Raw genomic sequence first — 15,603 nt, 5'->3', positions numbered from 1 at the left:
GTTAGAGGGCTTCGCCCACCTTCACGGCCTGGCCTACGCGGCTCTTGAACAGTTCCGGATTGCGTTCGCGGATCTTCTTGTCCACCACGAGAATCACGGTGCTGCCCATTTCGAAACGGCCCAGTTCGCCACCCTTTTCTACGGCGATAGGGGCCTTGGGCATCCAGTCAAAACGCTTCTGGTCACGGGGGAGCTTGCCTGCGTTGGTCAGCAGTTCGTCGGTGTAGGCTACGCCGATGCGGCCCACGTTGGTGGCGCCCACTTTCACGACCAGGATTTCGGATCCATCTTCCAGGCGGATGTGGCTGGTCAGGCGTTCGTTAATGCAGAACAGGCCTTCCACACGTTCCACGCTGCCTACGTTCACCGGCCACAGGGTGCCGGGGCAGTAGCTGGCGTCCAGGACTTGACCCTTCACGGGGCTGTGGATGCGGTGGTAGTTGAACGGTGCCAGGTAGATGGTGGCAAAGGCGCCGCCTTCAAAACGCTTGGCCATTTCCTCGTCGCGGAGCAGGTCCTTCAGGGTGTAGGTCTTGCCCTTGGCCTGAATCAGTTCCTGCTTTTCGTCGAAAGTTGCAGTCTGGGAAAGAACGCCGTCCACAGGGCTAACGATTTCGGTATCTGCAATGGGACGCATGCCCGGCTTTAACCTGCGGATGAACAGCTCGCCGATGTTGGCGTAATGTTCCAGCGGGTACTCGGATTCGTCCATGTTCAGCTTGTAGTAGCTGCAGAACATGTTGCGGGCCACCTTGCTGATAATCGGCAAACGAAGACGAGTGATTGCGCCAAAGGCACGGCTGGCTGCGTTCTTGGGCAGCAACTTCATAAAGACGTAAAATGCAGAATTCATAAGAGTAAAGATAAAAAAATCCCGATGCCTCGGGTTCTTTTTTTATCCTGTCGTCAGTCCCCAAGGCCGGGACTTGCCCCCATCAATACAACCAGTAAGACGGGAAGTCCGACGATGAGGCCTATCGCAATCGTATATCCTAGAAAGGAAAGTGCATTCTTTGCGGCACTTGTGGTTTGAGTTGTAGAATCCGTTTTTGAGGAGTCTGAAACAATCGCCGTGGAATCCGTTTTCTTAGTGTCTTGGGAGCCCGCATCAAGTATCATGTAGGTTCCAAATACTAAGCCTCCTACAACAACGTCTGTTTTGGAACAGCCATTTAGCCCAAACGACAAAACCAACGAAAGCAGAATGGCATTAATAAACTTCATGACTATAAAGTAAAAATTCTTCGGGTGAAAGTGGCAACAGATCATTTATGCAAAAGAATCCCGATGCCTAAGCACCCTTTTTAGGATAAAGGATAAAGCGAAAAGGATAAAGAAAAAAAGGTTAAAGGACGAATCCTTTAACCTTTAAACTTTCAGCTTTACGCTGTCTTAGGACTAGCCCAGGATCTTCTTTTCGTAGTCGCCCATGCAGTCAACGAGAGCCTGCACGCCTTCGATGGGCATTGCGTTGTAGATGGAAGCGCGGAAGCCGCCAACAGAACGGTGACCCTTGATCTGGACGAGACCCTTGGACTTTGCGAATTCGATGAAGTCCTTAGCCATGTCTGCATCCTTTTCTTCGGAAACAACTTCGCGGTTGAACACGAAGGGAACGTTCATGAGAGAACGGTCTTCCTTAGCAGCGGTACCGACGAACACCTTGGAGTTGTCGATGGCGCTGTAAAGGAGAGCTGCCTTTTCGCGGTTGATCTTTTCGATAGCGTCAACACCGCCGATCTGCTTGAGCCAGTTGAGGGTGCGGTTCATGGTGTAGACTGCGAATACCGGAGGAGTATTGAACATGGAGTTCACGCCGGTCTTTTCGTCCAGGTGAGTCTTGAAGTTCAGCATGGTGGGGATCTGACGATCGACCTTGCCGAGCAAGTCCTTACGGATGATGGAAACGGTAACGCCTGCGCAGGAGATGTTCTTCTGTGCGCCGCCGTAGATCACGCCGAAGTCTTCCACGTTCACCTTGCGGGCGAGGAAGTCGGAGCTCATGTCAGCCATGAGGAAGCCAGACTTGGGCTTCGGGAAGTTGTGCCATTCGGTACCGTAAATGGTGTTGTTAGCGGTAACGTGGAGGTAGGTTGCGTTGTCGCTGAGCTGGAGGTTCTTGTCGATGTGGTTGTACACATCAGCCTTGGTGGAGCAAGCAACGTTAACGTTACCGAACTGCTTAGCTTCCTTGAGAGCCTTGTTTGCCCAGACACCAGTGTCGGTGTAGTCGGCAACGCCGTCAGCTGGGAGGAAGTTCATCGGCATCATGCAGAACAGCAGAGAGCAGCCACCGCCGAGGAAAATGATGTCGTAGTTGGCGGGGATACCCATGAGGTCGCGGAGAAGCTGTTCAGTTTCCAGGAACATGTTCTCGATGGGCTTTGAACGGTGACTCATGGAGAGAATACTGATGCCAGAGTTTGCATAGTCGATGCATGCTTCAGAAGCTTCCTTGAGTGCTTGTTCGGGCAGGACAGACGGGCCTGCGCTAAAGTTATAGACCTTATTAGCCATGATAATGTTCCTTTTTAAATGTTTGCGAAACCTTATGGTCTCGACGCGGGTAAATTTAGCAAAAGCTTGAATTTTGGAAAGTTCTTTTTACATGTTTTAACAAAAAAAAGACGAGAGAAACTCTCGTCTATAGACTTTCGTCTGGAGGGGGCTTCCCGTCCTAACTACACGCCCAGCGCTTCGACTGCAGCCTGATATTTCTTCAGACGGAACTTGGTCTTCAGTTCGCGGCGTTCGTTACGGCGGATATACTTGTCTTCCAGGAGCGTGGTAAGGATAGCAGCCTTGGCCTTGGCCATGACGGGGTCTTCCTTCAGGCTTTCGGCGAACTTGACGAATTCCTTTTCGCGGGCTTCGTAAGTGGCTTCTTCGGCGGGAACGCCTTGGGCCATCAGCTTGCAGCTGTATTCGTCGATCCAGCTCTGGTTCTTGTGGTAAGTCATCTTCTCGATCTTTGCGACCAGGTCGGCGGGTACGCCCATCTGGACCAGGTCCGCAGCAGTCTTCTTGGCAGATGCAGTTGTGGTATCTTGAAGCAGGGCAAGGACTTGCACTTCTTCAGGTTCGCCCTTGGCTTTAAGGTTGTCAACAACATTCTGCAGAAAATCGATGTAGGGGCCACCGGCCTTGTCCACTTGTCCCTGGTGAATTTCGGCGGCGATCTTGTAAGCGTCATTGTAAGAGATCATATATATCCTTTTTCGCCCAGAAGGGGCGGTTCCTAGACAATATATATAATTTGAATTTTTAAAAAACAAACTTTTATTTTAACAATGGAATAAAAAAATCCGCCCAAGTTGGAATATAGGCGGATTTTCGCAAAAAATGCTTTTTTTTTGTGATTTTAGGCGATAAAGTTCTTGCCCAGGATGGCAGAAACGTTCCTCATGATTCCTTCGGCAACGTCGGGCTTGTTCATGGAATAAACGTGGACGTTGGTGATTCCGTTGGCGTAGAGGTCGATAATCTGGTCGCTGGCGTAGATGATACCAGCCTGCTTCATGGCCTCGGGGTCGCTACCGAACTTGTCTACCAGGGATTTGAAACGCTGGGGCATGAAGGAGCCGGAAAGCTTGATGGCTCGTTCTACCTGGTTGGCGTTGGTAATGGGCATGATACCGGGGAGTACCGGACAGGTAACGCCTGCTTCACGAAGCTTGTACAGGAAGTTGAAAAACAGGTTGTTGTCGAAAATCATCTGGGTAGTCAGGAAGTCGGCACCGGCGTCCACCTTTTCCTTAAGATACTTGATGTCTTCGCGCTGGTTGGCACTTTCGGGGTGCTTTTCGGGGTAGCAGGCGGCTCCGATGCAGAAGTCTGCGCCGCTATCCTTCAGTTCGCGGACCAGTTCCACGGCGTGGTGGTAGTCGCAGTCGGTACGGCCGTTGGCGATCAGTTCCGGAGTGAGGTCACCGCGGAGGGCCATGACGTTAGTGATACCTGCAGCCTTCATGTCTTCGATGCGCTGCTTCACGGTTTCCTTGCTGCTAGACACGCAAGTCAGGTGGGCCAGCATGGGCACGCCGAACTTGGACTTCAGATTCTTGGCAATTTCCAGGGTGTACTGGCTGACGCCGCCGCCTGCGCCGTAGGTGACGCTCATAAAGGCGGGGCCAAGGGCAGCGATAGATTCGGTGGCGTTTTTCACGCTTTCAAAACTGGTTTCCTTCTTGGGCGGGAACACTTCGAAGGAGAGGGACATCTTGTCTTGCTTGAGAATATCAACGATTTTCATGGTGCGTAAGATAGGAAAAATTGATGGGGAATAGAATAGACTTTTTTTATATGGCTGGCAATAGAAAAAAACTATATGTTTTTTGAGGGCAAAATGGTGAAAATGCCGATTTTACTAACTAAATGGGGACCTTAGGTGTGCTTTAGTTAGTAATTTTTTAAGATAAAGTAACGAAAGGTGTCCGAAAAAAGGGGAGAGTCGGACGAAAAATGCAAATTTTTATTAAAAAAGCCCCCAAAATAAGACTATAACTCAAATTTTGTGGCGAACAAAGTAATAAACTACGTACTAAACGTAACGGAAATCGGGAAATGGTTAGTAGAATCGCTGAAAGGGATGAGGTCTGCGTTGGAACAGGCGGGATGCAGCAAGCCTGGCGGCTTGCTGCAGTTTCTACGTCTCGGATATGAAAAAAAGACCACCCACAGGGGGTGGTCTTCTTTCATAGTCGAGGCGGGATTCGAACCCACGACCCTCTGCTTAGAAGGCAGATGCTCTATCCAACTGAGCTACTCGACCATACTACTTTCTCAAGTGTGGCGGGAATATAGCAAAAATATTCTATTTCATCAACTGGATCTGTTATTTTGTTAGGTTGGTGATGCACTTGTAGAATCCCCCTTCGCTTTCGTAATCATCGAGGTTCATATAGGGAATGTTTTCTGAGGTGCAGTTTTCCTTCTTGTGATCGTAGATGTAACGGTACTGGCATTGCTTCCCGTTTGCGGAAAGGGTGAATGTCGCTATATCCGAACTCATTCCTCTGTATAGATTGACGTCCGTGAAGGAGTACTGGGTTCCGTTGATGCTGCCTCTAATTCGTTCTTGTAGAAGTCTCAATCTGGGTTTTGCGGTGAACTGAAGGTGATTGTGTTTTCTGTGATGGAAATGGTGTTTATTTCGTGGGGGATGTAATCTTCAAAAACTTCTTCCATTATCCCATCATAAACAACAAAGCCCGTTTCCGTCCAGGTTCCTGAGGGAACTTTGCTTCTGCACTTTCTATATGGCTTTCCCATTGGGCGGAGGACTTGTCGGCGGATACATTGCAGGTTTCTCTGTCGAATGGGGTGCTGAAACTGTAGAGCTGCTGCGCCGCATGCGGCGAGAATGCCTGCCGCAGCAAGAATGATGAACTTCTTGTTCTTGTCTAACCCTCCTTGTTTTTGTGCGGGGAATACAGCATTGTCGGTCTGCAAAAAAAGAAGAGACCTCGTAGAGGTCCCTTTTTAAAAGTTAGAGCGTGTGAACCTGATGTCCAGCCTATTTCTTGAGCATCTTGTTCAGGGTGGCTCGCAGGTGGTTCATGTTGGCGTCGTTCACCGTCTCGTAGCGGTAGAATGTCCCGTCGGGGTTCACCAGGTAGACCACGGGGATGTAACCGGTGCCGTAGGCCGGGGCGAACTTGTACTCGGAGTCCTGGAAGACGGGGATGACCACCTTGTACTGGTCGATAAAGAGGCGGATGTCGTTCTTCTTGATGCCGCCGCCGAGGCCGATGGCGATACCGGTCAGGCCGTCCTTTTCATATTCCTTCATCAGGTCCTGGATTTCGGGCATGTGGCGCTGGCAGTGGGGGCACTTGGGGCTGAAGTAGTAGATCAGCAGGGGGCGGTTAGAGAAATGGCTAAAGAGGATGCCAGGATCGCTGATGCCGGCCAGGGGCTTGGAAAAGTCCATTTTCATGGGCTGGTTGGTGGTGCTATCCTGCATGAGCTGGACGTCGGCCATCTTGGGCTGTTCCAGGGCTAGCTGGGCGGAGGCGGCTCCTGCAGAAATGGCAACGGTCAATGCAACAGAACAAAACAGATTTTGTAAAAGCGTACCGGATTTTCTCATAAAACTCCTTTTCGTGCCTTAAAATACGAAATTATTTGGTTTGTGGGGTGGTTCCATATTCAAAATGTGATTTTTATCGAATTTTGCAAACTGAATTTTGGATACGATAATGGGAGGAGAGGTGTAAAATGGGCCGAATAAAGAAGAGTGGGGCGCAGAAAGCTAAACAGAATGGCGAAAATCGGGTATCCTGAGCAGAACCGTAAGGTGTCCATGAAGGTTAGTTTCGGGATTGAGGTCCGGCTGAAACGCCCTATTGGGGAATTGCCTCCAGTTTTTTTTGATGAGCCTTTTTTCTGGTATTCAGACAGGAATTTCTACCCTGTGATGAAGAATGTCCTTGCGTGTCCGGATGGTTTCCGTATTAATCGTGAGATGGGATATGTTTGCCGTAAGCCGCAGAATGGGGAAGAGAGCAATCTATGGTCCGTTGAAAGAAGAAAACCTAGACGAGGCCGTTCGGTTTGTTAAAGACGTCTATGGAAAAATTCTGTCGGGTAAGGCCGATGATGAATGGCGGGGTATTTTCTTTGATAGTCTAAAGGTTCAACTAAAAAGGGATTCTTTCAAGGGTCGAAATTTGACTCCCGAATCAAGGGAGGAAATCTCAAAGGAATTGGAAGATGTGGTTGCTGGTCAAGGAATGGATGATGCGAGTTCTGGCTGATCCATTCCTGCATACGGATTCGGCATGCCCGGCGGTGGCCGACCTGGCGAAAAGCTGTATCGACGGGACCCTGTATGGAACCTAACTACAGGCTGTAGGAGGTGGTGACGGAGTAGTGGGGCTCGCCCTTGCGTATGCCGTTGACCGGGATGGTGACGTCGATCTTGTTGATCAGATGGCTGATGGACTTGGTCTGCACAAAGCGGGCGCCGAAGCCTACGACGTAGATCAGGTCCTTGCGGTTGATGTCGCTGAAATCCCAGGCGGTTTCGCCGATGCTTCCGAAGGCGACGAAAACGGGGCGCAGAGTGGCCAGTTCGAAGTCGGGGAAGTAGCGCTGTTCCAGGTTGCCGTATACGCGGGCCTGACCTGTGTAGAATCCTGTGGGAAATCCTGCGAAGCCTCCGTTGATGCCGCCTAGGCAAACCTGATAGCCGTAGCGGGCGTCTTCATAAAAGTCTGCAAGTCCCGTAATGGCAGTAGAAACCTTGTTGCTTGGGTGGAAAATGTATTCGCCCCACAGTTTTCCGTAGAAGTCCCGCTGTTCCCCGTGATCCAGGTAGAAGTTCATGTTGGACTTCAGGGTCAGGTGATGCATGCCTGTTCCCAGGTAAAGTTCACCCCACAGGTCCAGACGGATGTCGTTGTTGGCGGAACCCAACTGTTCGTAGTTCTTGGAAATCTGGGCCTTGAGGCTGTAACCCTTTTCGATATCTTCGGTCCACTTGACGTTGTGGAAATTCTTGATTTTTTCGTAGCGCAGGTTGGAAAGAGTCAGGTACAGACCCAATCTTGAATCCTTGCGTTCCGGAAGCCATTCGTTCCAGGCGCTGGCGGAGTCGATGGCGTAGGCGTCTTCGCCGTCGGTAAACAGGTAACGGTACAACTTGCCGTGGGAGGCTGTTTCGCGGCGGTAGTCGTAGGTGGCGCCTACATAGAGCTTGCGGAAGGTTCCGCCGAAGGACCTGCTGACACGGAAGCTGAGGGAGTCGTCTACATATTCCTTGACCTTCATCAGCTGGACGGTTTCGTTGCCGTTGTATTGCTGGAGTTCGCCCAGATATTTGTCTAGGGAGTCGGCGGGAACGTTCATGTCGTAATGGGTTGCGCCGGCGGGCATATCTCCGCTGCCATAGAAGTAGGCGTAACGCTTGTTCTTGAGGCCTGCAATGGTGTAAGCCCACTGATTCTGGCTACGGCTCAGGAAGGGAATATACATCTGGCCGCTGGCGAGATAACCGTCAGTGTTATAGCTGTAGGTCAAGTCCAGGTGGTTGTAGCGGAACAGAAAATGGGGGGCGCTGTATTCCAGCGTAAGCATGTCACGGAATTCGTTGTGTCCGTAGTAGAATCCCAACTTCTGGCCTAGACCGAGAAAGTTGCTTTCTTGCAGGCCGATGCTCCAGACCAGATTGTCGTAAGACCATTCCTTGCCGCCGAAACCGATACCGATGGGAACGGTGAGAGTCCAGTTGTCGCTGGTGTGGACATGGGCGATGTTTTTGTCGTCGGAATTTTCGATATTGATGTGGGCGTCAGAAAGGAAGTTCTGGGTACGCAGGAAACGTTCGGCTTCCTGGACCTGGATTGACGTTACCTGGTCGCCCTCATTAAATAGCAGAAGTTTTTCGACGGTGGATTCACGGGTTTCGATGTGAATCCAGTTTAGAAGATCGTAGGCCCACTTGTCGTACTTGGTGTGGACCTTGGAATCGTCGAATGCATCGCCAATGTGGTATTGGATGGAATCGATTTTAAAAGCGCCTTCGTCCTTGAATGTGGAATCCTGCTCTGCAAACGCGGCTGTGACAAGGGTTGCAAAAGTGACGAGGGCTGTGCTTAAGAATCGGTTCATAAAAATCCTAGGTTGTCCACAATATAAAAAAAATGGATGTTGACGAAAAATGCCTACGGAATGGCCTCGCCACAAATGCTAGGTTTTTCTATATTAAGCGCGGGGCAGCGGATGGCCGCCGGCGAGAAGAAATTCAGACTGGAGGAAAGTCCGGGCACCACAGAGCAGGATGCTGGATAACGTCCAGGCGCGGAAACGCGATAGAAAGTGCAACAGAAATTATACCGCCTGCAGCAATGTAGGTAAGGGTGAAATGGCGAGGTAAGAGCTCACCGCATTCCTGGTGACAGGGGTGGCAATGTAAACCTCATCCGGTGCAAGACCAAGCAGGAATCCGCTGGAGGCAACTCCGGCCAGGTGCGGCTCGTGCCTGTTGGATATCCGGGTAGGTCGCTTGAGGCGGCTGGTAACAGTTCGTCCAGAGAGATGGTCATCGCCCCGCAAGGGGTACAGAACCCGGCTTATAACTGCCCCTTATTTTGAAGACCCCTGCCCTAAAGGCGGGGGTCTTATTAGATGCAGGGGGCTTTGCCCCCTGGACCCCCAGGCCCTTGCCTTGCAAGGGCGGGAGGCTGGCAATCTCTGGCGGTTGCGGAGACGGAAAAAGCCCACGACGGTGCGTCGAGGGCTTCTCCTTCTTCTTTTTAAGTCTGCTTTGTTTTTATGCGACTAAATATCCAGGTCAATGCCGATACCGAATCCGCGGCTGGTGCGTTCGTAGGTGTTGAGACCGTACTTTTCCTGATCCGTATCCTTGTTGTAGATGGTGTGGTAGTAACCCACATCGAATCGGAGGTAGTCGGTAACACGGTAGGCGAAACCAAGACCGATGGTAGAGGTGTTCAGCAGCTGGCTCAGGTCGCTGACGTAGTTGTCGGTGCGGTCGCAGCGGAATACGGTGAGTCCGCCGCTGATCGTCCAGCTCTTGGACAGGTCGATTTCTACGCCGTACATGAATTCCTGGCTGTTTTCCAGATAGTTTTCGGTGTCTCCGGTCAGGTCGACATCGCTATCGAACCACAGGTTATAGCCGAAGGAAATTCGGGTGTTGGGGAGGATGGCGTAAGACAGGCCTAGGGCGAGAACTGCGGGAACGTCGGCGTGATCGGTCTTGCCGTCGTCAAAGTCGGACATGCCCACTTCGTTCTTCTTGGTGCTGTTCTTCATTTCCAGGTCGGTCTTCATTTCGTACTTCACGCCTACGGTAAGGCCCTTGTACTGGAAGGAGGCACCGAAGATGGGGGCGAATCCCCAGCCTTCCTGTTCTACGTCAAGTCCCTTGTCGCTGACTTCCTGTGCGTAACCGGCCATGGCTTCAGACTGTGCGGCCATCTGCTGGGCGGTTGCCTCGTATTCGGCTGCGGAGGCCTTGTCGCCCATTTTTTCGAAGAGGGATGCTGCTTCCTTGGCGGCGGTGGCGTATTCGTCAAACGTTTCGGAAAGCTGGCTGAAGGTGGCGGCTGCGTTGACCATTTCGCCGTCAAGTCCCAACTGTTCGTTTTCCGGATTGATTCTTACGTTGGAGAGGGTCGCTTCGTACTTGTTGTAGGAGTAGGTTGCTCGGCCACCGGCGTAAATGCTGAACATGTTGGCGAACTGGTAGGCGGCACCCAGGGCGATACCGATCTGGTAAGACGATGCTTCCAGCTTGATGTCGGCGTCATACTTGGTAGTTGAGAGTCCACCCATAGAGAGTGCCATGGGGAGAGAGGCTAGCTGGGAGTCGAAAGAGGGGATGCCGTGCTTGAAGTTCAGGGATCCACCACCACCGATAACGCCGACAGTAGAGGAAATGGCCAGGTTGCCGTGATGCCATGTGGCGTGGAAGCCGGGCATGGAGGGGGCAAAGGTGTTGCCTTCGTATTCCTTTTTACCACCCTCGAACAGGGGAGATTCGGTGGTAATGGTACGGCCCTGCCAGAAAGTCTGGTTGGAAAGTGACAGGTGGAAGCCGTCCTTCATGAAGGCGGTTCCGGCCGGGTTGTAGTAGGGAGCGTCGTTTTCGATAGTGGCATTGCGGGCAACGCTACGGAGGAAGGCGGCGGAATGGTTGTTGTTGGTGGTGGCGCCGCCTGCGAACAGGCTAGAGGTGGCCAGACCAATAACGGCTGCAGTTTTAACCCATGTTTTTCCCATAAAAAGTCCTTTGGTAATCTTTTGTTATCAAAATATACCATTAATTATCAAAAATTGTGCTGAAGAGATTACTTTTTTATTACAAAATGAAAAGAGTGTGATTTCCGTCTGCTGAATTTTGTATGCGGAGGACGTCCGATTTGGGTTGGGTTTCTAAATTTAGGGTGTGATTGATAGAAAACAGCTGAAAAATATCGTTTTACGCGTGGAGGTCATTATCGGCGTCATCGCCATGATTCTCGGTGCGGTGCTTACCATCCTGTTTTTGGGCGAAGGCTATTTTGTTGGGGCCCTCATGATGGTGATTACTGGCCTGATCAGCGTTTTTCTTGGAATCAAGGAACTGGTGGCGCCTGTGGACAATATGCTCCAGTGGCTCCCGCTTTTTTATATCGTGGTGCGCCGGACGTTCTTTTTCTTGAATGTGGTACTGTGTGCCCTAGTGGTGGGTACGGTGACCAATTTATTATAGGGACCGCAGAAAGGGTTCCGCTAACTATAAAGAGAACTGTTAATGGATTCCGTCTTCGTTGGCGGACTTTTTCTCGCTGTACCAGATCTGGATTTTTTCACGGGCTTCCTCGTCGAAGACGGCGGCATCCTTCAATATGTTTTCGGCCATCTGTAACGTCTGACTGATCAGTTCCTGGTCGTGGATCCAGTCGAACCAGCGGAATACCCAGCTGCCGCTCTGTTCGTTGCCTTCTAGGTTACCTGCACCGCGGGTATTCAGGTCCAGTTCCGCAATTTCGAAACCGTCTTCGGTGTGGCTGAACTGGGTGAGGCGTTCGACGGAGTTTTCGGCGGCGGCACCTTCGGGCATCATCAAGAAGCACCAGGCTTGCACGTCTCCGCGACCGACGCGGCCTCGCAACTGGTGGAGCTGGGCCAGTCCGAAACGCTCGGGGGAATCGATGGCCATGACGTTTGCCTGAGGGACGTTGACGCCCACTTCGATGACAGTAGTGGCAACTAGCACATGGACTTCGCCTGCGGCGAAACGTTTGAGAATTTCATCCCGCTGGGATTCGTCCATCTGGCCGTGGATGCCCTCTATCACGACGGTCTTGTCGAAGGCGCGCAGTTCGTTGACTACATCCTCGACGCTGCGGGCGGGTGCTGCGTTATCGCCGGCGGAACTGCCGTTGTCGTCGGCGTTGACGCGGCTGACGATCCAGTAGCAGAGATTGCCTCCCTTGGCTTCGTTCACGATGAACTTCTTCATGTCGTTGCGCTTGTCGGGGGGGACCAGGCGGGTCTTGATGGGCTTACGTCCTGCAGGCTTTTCCTTGATGGAGATGACCTGCAGGTCGCCGTATAAAGTCATGGCGAGACTGCGGGGGATAGGCGTGGCACTCATGACCAACAGGTCAGGATACTCGCCCTTGGCGAGAAGCGCTTCGCGCTGCCCCACGCCAAAGCGGTGCTGTTCGTCGATGATGACGAAACCTAACTTCGAAAATTCAACGTCCTTCGAAAACAGCGCATGAGTGCCGATGACGGCCTGGCAAAGTCCCATCCGCAGTTCACCCAGAATCTGCCTACGTTCTGCCGCAGGAGTGGCGCCTACCAGAAGTTCCACTCGCATGCCGGCGGCTTCAAAGAAAGGCTTCATCTGCTTGTAGTGCTGTCTTGCCAGAATATCAGTGGGGACCATCAGGGCGCTCTGTTCGCCAGCGCCGCATACGGCCAGCATGGCCAACATGGCCACAACAGTCTTTCCGCAGCCCACGTCACCTTGCAGCAAAGCATGGAACTGCTTCTTGCCGTTCAGCCCCGAGATAATCGTATTCAGGGCGGCGTCCTGCCCGGCGGTTAGGCTAAAGGGCAGCCTGGTTTTCGCATTCATGACCTGCCCCAAATCCACCTGGCGTTCGTGCCCGCGCAATTTCTGATTTTCGCGACGGCGGATCATACGGAGGCAGAAAGGCAACAGTTCCAAAATTTTCAGCTGGAACTTTGCCTGACGAATGGCGTTAAAATCTGTGGGCAGGTGCAGTGCCTTCAGGTTGTCTACCACGGTTCGGTAATGGAGGTAATCCGTCAGCGCCTTGGGGCAGACATTAGGTAAGGTTAGATTTGGAAAATTGAATACAAACCTGTACCAGTTTCGCATGGCCTTCTGGGTAATACGACTCTTGGTCATGACTTCGGTCATGGGGTAAACTGGTAAAATCTGGCCGTTGAATTGCTCGTCGGCATCGAAGGGCTGCATGTCGGGGTGGGTCATCTGGAACCCACGGTATTCGCCAACAACACCTGTTACCAGCCAGTGGCTGCCGGGCTGTACGCGCCTGCTCTGATAACTAGCCCCTTGAAAAAAAGTCAGCGAAATTTCGCCGGTGCCGTCGGTAAGGGTGGCCACAAAGCGGCTAGTCCTTCCGCGGATTAGACCAGCCCTGGTGACGGTTCCAATCAACACGACTCGGTCCCCTACATGAAGGTCGCCAATTTTAGAAACCTTGGTCTGGTCCAGATAAGTCCGGGGAATGTTGTAAAGAAATTCAGAAAGGGAGCTGATGCCTGCGGACTTTAGCGCGTCAAGACTTTTAGGCCCCATCTTGGGAAGGTGCGACAAATCCATCGGCTCACCTTACTTGCTGGACTTCTTGGCTTCTTCTGCGCGTTCGCGAGCCTTTTCGCGGGCGGTCTTTCCAATCAGGTTGGTATTCTTCCAGGTAAACAGCTTGACCGGGTTGCCGTCATCGTCAAGAACCTTGATGCCCTTGGTGTCCACAGCCTTGATCAGGCTGCTGAGCTTGTCTAGCAAGTCGTTCAGCATATCCACGGTTTCGGTGGAGGTAATAAGCTGGTTGGCCAGGGAGTTCTGTTCTATGCTGAGGATGATTTCGTTGGTGTGGGCGACCCCTTCAGAAATGACCTTGATAGCGCTGTCTGCCATCTGGACTTTTTCGTTGACAGTCTGCTCAGCTACCTTAATGGCGGTGTCAGCCTGCAAGGTTACGTCGATGAGAGTTTCGCTGGCGTTGTCGATCTGTGCGAATACGTCCTTGAGTGCAGGCTGAAGGATTGAAAGCTGCCGTTCCACATTCTTGGCGATTCCCTCGATGGTTGTCATGGCGTTTTCGACCATCTGGATGGCGGACTTGTGGGTGGAATCCCCTTCGACAATCATAAGGACCATGTGGCGGATGACATCCATCTGCTCGTTCACATTTTCAATGTAACGGAGGACTTCGGCGATGCCCGGCTGGAATGTTCCCGTATGAACATAATCTTCGGGAAGAACATTTCCGGTCTTGGAGGGAATAATTTCTAGACGGCGCTGACCCATGATGGCGTAGTTCACGTTGTTGAACTGGGAGCCTTCTCGGAGGATGATGGGTTCGTTAAACTTGATTTGCACGCGGGCGCGGTCGCCAAGCCAGGTGACGGAGCCAATGGTTCCGACAGTATAGCCACGAACAACCACCTGGTCTTCGGGCTGCAGGGTTCCCAACTCAGGAAAGTCCACCAAGGCGGTCTTGGTTTCTTCGTGGTGGGCGTTGTACATGCTGTAGGCCACAACTACGAATATCAACAGCAGTGCGACTATGCTGAGGTATCCCAATGTGCGGTCAGAAATCTTCATGGCTACCAATATAGAAAAGATTTTCCCAAGACTCGATGGACTTCGGCCTGGTCTACGGCCCCTTGTTGCACAAGTCTGCGAGCTGAATCCTGCAGGTCCCCGTCGGCAAATGATCCGTTGGGCAGGAGCAATTCTACAATGGCCTGTCGCCCTCCGTTTTTCAATCTGACAAGACGCTGGGCCATAATGCCCAGAAGCGATTCTTCCAGGAGGTTACGCTGAATGCCCAAATCCTGCAATCGGGTGAAAGCGGCCTTTGCGCTATTGGTGTGCAGGGTAGAAAGGACCAGGTGCCCGGTCTGGGCGGCGCGAATTGCAATCTTGGCTGTTTCCGAATCGCGGATTTCTCCCACAAGGATAACGTCGGGATCCTGACGTAAAATAGACCGTAGTGCCGAGGCGAAGGTAAGCCCGCATTTTTCGTTGACTTGAACCTGATTGGCCCCGTTCAGAGTGTATTCTACCGGATCTTCGATAGTGACTACGTTGATTTTTCTTTGGATGATTTCCTGAAGTCCTCCGTGAAGCGTTGTGGTCTTGCCGCTGCCCGTTGGGCCCGTAACCAAGAACAGCCCCTGAGGGGATTGGAATATCCGCTGGAGGGTTCGTTCAATTTTTAAAGAGAAATGAAGGGCGGCGAGTCCCCGAGGTGCCTCGCCTAGGTCCTGCCTTTGTGGCAGCAGGCGAAGAACGCATTTTTCGCCACCTTGAACGGGGAGCGTGTTGACTCGGACATTTGCGGTCCCCTGGAGCCCGCAGTAGGTAAAGCTCCCGTCGTGGGGAATCCGCCTGTCGGTAATGTCGATTTCTGCAAGAATTTTCAGGCGTACAAGAATCGGGTCGGCGGTCCAGAGGGGCAACCTCTTGAAATCTTCAAGAAGTCCGTCCCTGCGAAAACGGATCCGCAGTTCATCTTTTAATGGTTCCAGGTGGATGTCTGTGGCGCCTGAATCGACGGCTTGCTCCAGCAAGTTGTCTACGAGATTGATAATAGGTTCCGCTTCCCAGGAGTTGGTGGACTGCTTTAGAATATCTTCGGTAAGTTCCTGGCTGGTGTTGCGGTTGGCGTATGGACTTTGGCTGATCATCCTGCGGATTTGAGCCGGCGAAAATTCCTGCGGCGTTATGTGGCTTACACTCAGTTCCTTTCGGAGTTTCTCTAGCAGGAACTCATCGTATTTGTTGGGGACGGCAACCGCCCCTTCTATGGGGCAGACTCCGATACGTCTTAACCATTGGACACTTATCTTATTCATCTACTG

At 52.0% G+C, this 15,603-nt stretch carries 15 protein-coding genes, 1 tRNA gene and 1 other RNA gene; 3 read left to right on the top strand and 14 right to left on the bottom strand.

Going from position 1 to position 15,603, the window contains the following annotated elements; genetic code table 11:
- Position 1 precedes the first annotated feature (1 nt).
- From asd to BUB73_RS03750, 9 genes are all read right to left on the bottom strand, one after another.
- Positions 2–853, bottom strand: coding sequence for an archaetidylserine decarboxylase (gene asd, locus BUB73_RS03785; RefSeq protein WP_073283731.1), 852 nt, complete (start codon positions 851–853; stop codon positions 2–4).
- 53 nt (positions 854–906) lie between these two features.
- Positions 907–1,224, bottom strand: a complete 318-nt coding sequence (locus tag BUB73_RS03780; protein WP_139259105.1) for a hypothetical protein — start codon at positions 1,222–1,224, stop codon at positions 907–909.
- Between the two features lie 174 nt (positions 1,225–1,398).
- Entirely contained in the window at positions 1,399–2,517 is a 1,119-nt protein-coding gene (gene serC / locus BUB73_RS03775; RefSeq protein ID WP_073156892.1) for a 3-phosphoserine/phosphohydroxythreonine transaminase, read from the bottom strand.
- 164 nt (positions 2,518–2,681) lie between these two features.
- Positions 2,682–3,206: a hypothetical protein gene (locus BUB73_RS03770; RefSeq protein WP_073156891.1), complete on the bottom strand. Its 525-nt coding sequence runs from the start codon at positions 3,204–3,206 to the stop codon at positions 2,682–2,684.
- A gap of 155 nt (positions 3,207–3,361) precedes the next feature.
- Positions 3,362–4,252, bottom strand: a complete 891-nt coding sequence (gene metF / locus BUB73_RS03765) for a methylenetetrahydrofolate reductase [NAD(P)H] (RefSeq protein WP_073283726.1) — start codon at positions 4,250–4,252, stop codon at positions 3,362–3,364.
- Positions 4,253–4,697: 445 nt separating this feature from the next.
- Positions 4,698–4,771 (bottom strand) — tRNA-Arg (locus tag BUB73_RS03760).
- A 63-nt stretch (positions 4,772–4,834) separates the two neighbouring features.
- Positions 4,835–5,011 carry a hypothetical protein gene (locus tag BUB73_RS17165; protein ID WP_158236674.1) on the bottom strand — a complete coding sequence of 59 codons (177 nt, stop codon included), beginning with the start codon at positions 5,009–5,011 and terminating at the stop codon, positions 4,835–4,837.
- Between the two features lie 77 nt (positions 5,012–5,088).
- Complete coding sequence (locus BUB73_RS03755; protein WP_073283723.1) at positions 5,089–5,451, bottom strand: hypothetical protein; 363 nt, start codon at positions 5,449–5,451, stop codon at positions 5,089–5,091.
- 64 nt (positions 5,452–5,515) lie between these two features.
- Positions 5,516–6,091, bottom strand: a complete 576-nt coding sequence (locus BUB73_RS03750) for a TlpA family protein disulfide reductase (RefSeq protein ID WP_083538113.1) — start codon at positions 6,089–6,091, stop codon at positions 5,516–5,518.
- Positions 6,092–6,443: 352 nt separating this feature from the next.
- Between BUB73_RS03750 and BUB73_RS03745 the strand changes: the two genes are divergently transcribed.
- On the top strand, positions 6,444–6,758 hold the full coding sequence (locus tag BUB73_RS03745; protein WP_073283720.1) for a hypothetical protein: 315 nt from the start codon (positions 6,444–6,446) through the stop codon (positions 6,756–6,758).
- 85 nt (positions 6,759–6,843) lie between these two features.
- Here the strand turns inward: BUB73_RS03745 and BUB73_RS03740 are convergent, their stop codons facing one another.
- Positions 6,844–8,613: a BamA/TamA family outer membrane protein gene (locus BUB73_RS03740; RefSeq protein ID WP_073283717.1), complete on the bottom strand. Its 1,770-nt coding sequence runs from the start codon at positions 8,611–8,613 to the stop codon at positions 6,844–6,846.
- Between the two features lie 99 nt (positions 8,614–8,712).
- On the opposite strand from BUB73_RS03740, the gene rnpB reads away from it, so the two are divergent.
- An RNA gene (rnpB, locus tag BUB73_RS03735) (RNase P RNA component class A) lies at positions 8,713–9,093 on the top strand.
- 189 nt (positions 9,094–9,282) lie between these two features.
- Here rnpB and BUB73_RS03730 read toward each other — a convergent pair.
- Positions 9,283–10,749: an OmpP1/FadL family transporter gene (locus BUB73_RS03730; protein WP_073283714.1), complete on the bottom strand. Its 1,467-nt coding sequence runs from the start codon at positions 10,747–10,749 to the stop codon at positions 9,283–9,285.
- A 166-nt stretch (positions 10,750–10,915) separates the two neighbouring features.
- On the opposite strand from BUB73_RS03730, the gene BUB73_RS03725 reads away from it, so the two are divergent.
- The gene (locus BUB73_RS03725; RefSeq protein WP_101479569.1) at positions 10,916–11,221 is read left to right on the top strand and encodes a hypothetical protein; all 306 of its coding nucleotides are present in this window, start codon (positions 10,916–10,918) and stop codon (positions 11,219–11,221) included.
- A 39-nt stretch (positions 11,222–11,260) separates the two neighbouring features.
- On the opposite strand, the gene BUB73_RS03720 is transcribed toward BUB73_RS03725, so the two are convergent.
- Genes BUB73_RS03720 through BUB73_RS03710 form a run of 3 tightly spaced genes read right to left on the bottom strand, consistent with a single transcriptional unit; the run spans position 11,261 to position 15,597 of the window.
- Positions 11,261–13,333, bottom strand: coding sequence for an ATP-dependent DNA helicase RecG (locus BUB73_RS03720; protein WP_073283711.1), 2,073 nt, complete (start codon positions 13,331–13,333; stop codon positions 11,261–11,263).
- A gap of 9 nt (positions 13,334–13,342) precedes the next feature.
- Positions 13,343–14,341: an MlaD family protein gene (locus tag BUB73_RS03715; protein ID WP_073156866.1), complete on the bottom strand. Its 999-nt coding sequence runs from the start codon at positions 14,339–14,341 to the stop codon at positions 13,343–13,345.
- A gap of 2 nt (positions 14,342–14,343) precedes the next feature.
- Positions 14,344–15,597 carry a GspE/PulE family protein gene (locus BUB73_RS03710; RefSeq protein ID WP_073283708.1) on the bottom strand — a complete coding sequence of 418 codons (1,254 nt, stop codon included), beginning with the start codon at positions 15,595–15,597 and terminating at the stop codon, positions 14,344–14,346.
- Positions 15,598–15,603: the final 6 nt, after the last annotated feature.

This window comes from Fibrobacter sp. UWH6 (genome assembly GCF_900142465.1).
Lineage (GTDB): Bacteria > Fibrobacterota > Fibrobacteria > Fibrobacterales > Fibrobacteraceae > Fibrobacter.
The sequence above is the reverse complement of the archived record's forward strand: the minus strand, read 5'-3'. Positions and strand labels throughout refer to the sequence as shown.

What these genes read in the sequence shown, in the direction of transcription:
- asd (WP_073283731.1), bottom strand. Translation starts at nt 853, where the DNA reads ATGAATTCTGCATTTTACGTCTTTATGAAGTTGCTGCCCAAGAACGCA.
- BUB73_RS03780 (WP_139259105.1), bottom strand. Translation starts at nt 1,224, where the DNA reads ATGAAGTTTATTAATGCCATTCTGCTTTCGTTGGTTTTGTCGTTTGGG.
- serC (WP_073156892.1), bottom strand. Translation starts at nt 2,517, where the DNA reads ATGGCTAATAAGGTCTATAACTTTAGCGCAGGCCCGTCTGTCCTGCCC.
- BUB73_RS03770 (WP_073156891.1), bottom strand. Translation starts at nt 3,206, where the DNA reads ATGATCTCTTACAATGACGCTTACAAGATCGCCGCCGAAATTCACCAG.
- metF (WP_073283726.1), bottom strand. Translation starts at nt 4,252, where the DNA reads ATGAAAATCGTTGATATTCTCAAGCAAGACAAGATGTCCCTCTCCTTC.
- BUB73_RS17165 (WP_158236674.1), bottom strand. Translation starts at nt 5,011, where the DNA reads ATGAGTTCGGATATAGCGACATTCACCCTTTCCGCAAACGGGAAGCAA.
- BUB73_RS03750 (WP_083538113.1), bottom strand. Translation starts at nt 6,091, where the DNA reads ATGAGAAAATCCGGTACGCTTTTACAAAATCTGTTTTGTTCTGTTGCA.
- BUB73_RS03745 (WP_073283720.1), top strand. Translation starts at nt 6,444, where the DNA reads ATGGTTTCCGTATTAATCGTGAGATGGGATATGTTTGCCGTAAGCCGC.
- BUB73_RS03740 (WP_073283717.1), bottom strand. Translation starts at nt 8,613, where the DNA reads ATGAACCGATTCTTAAGCACAGCCCTCGTCACTTTTGCAACCCTTGTC.
- BUB73_RS03730 (WP_073283714.1), bottom strand. Translation starts at nt 10,749, where the DNA reads ATGGGAAAAACATGGGTTAAAACTGCAGCCGTTATTGGTCTGGCCACC.
- BUB73_RS03720 (WP_073283711.1), bottom strand. Translation starts at nt 13,333, where the DNA reads ATGGATTTGTCGCACCTTCCCAAGATGGGGCCTAAAAGTCTTGACGCG.
- BUB73_RS03715 (WP_073156866.1), bottom strand. Translation starts at nt 14,341, where the DNA reads ATGAAGATTTCTGACCGCACATTGGGATACCTCAGCATAGTCGCACTG.
- BUB73_RS03710 (WP_073283708.1), bottom strand. Translation starts at nt 15,597, where the DNA reads ATGAATAAGATAAGTGTCCAATGGTTAAGACGTATCGGAGTCTGCCCC.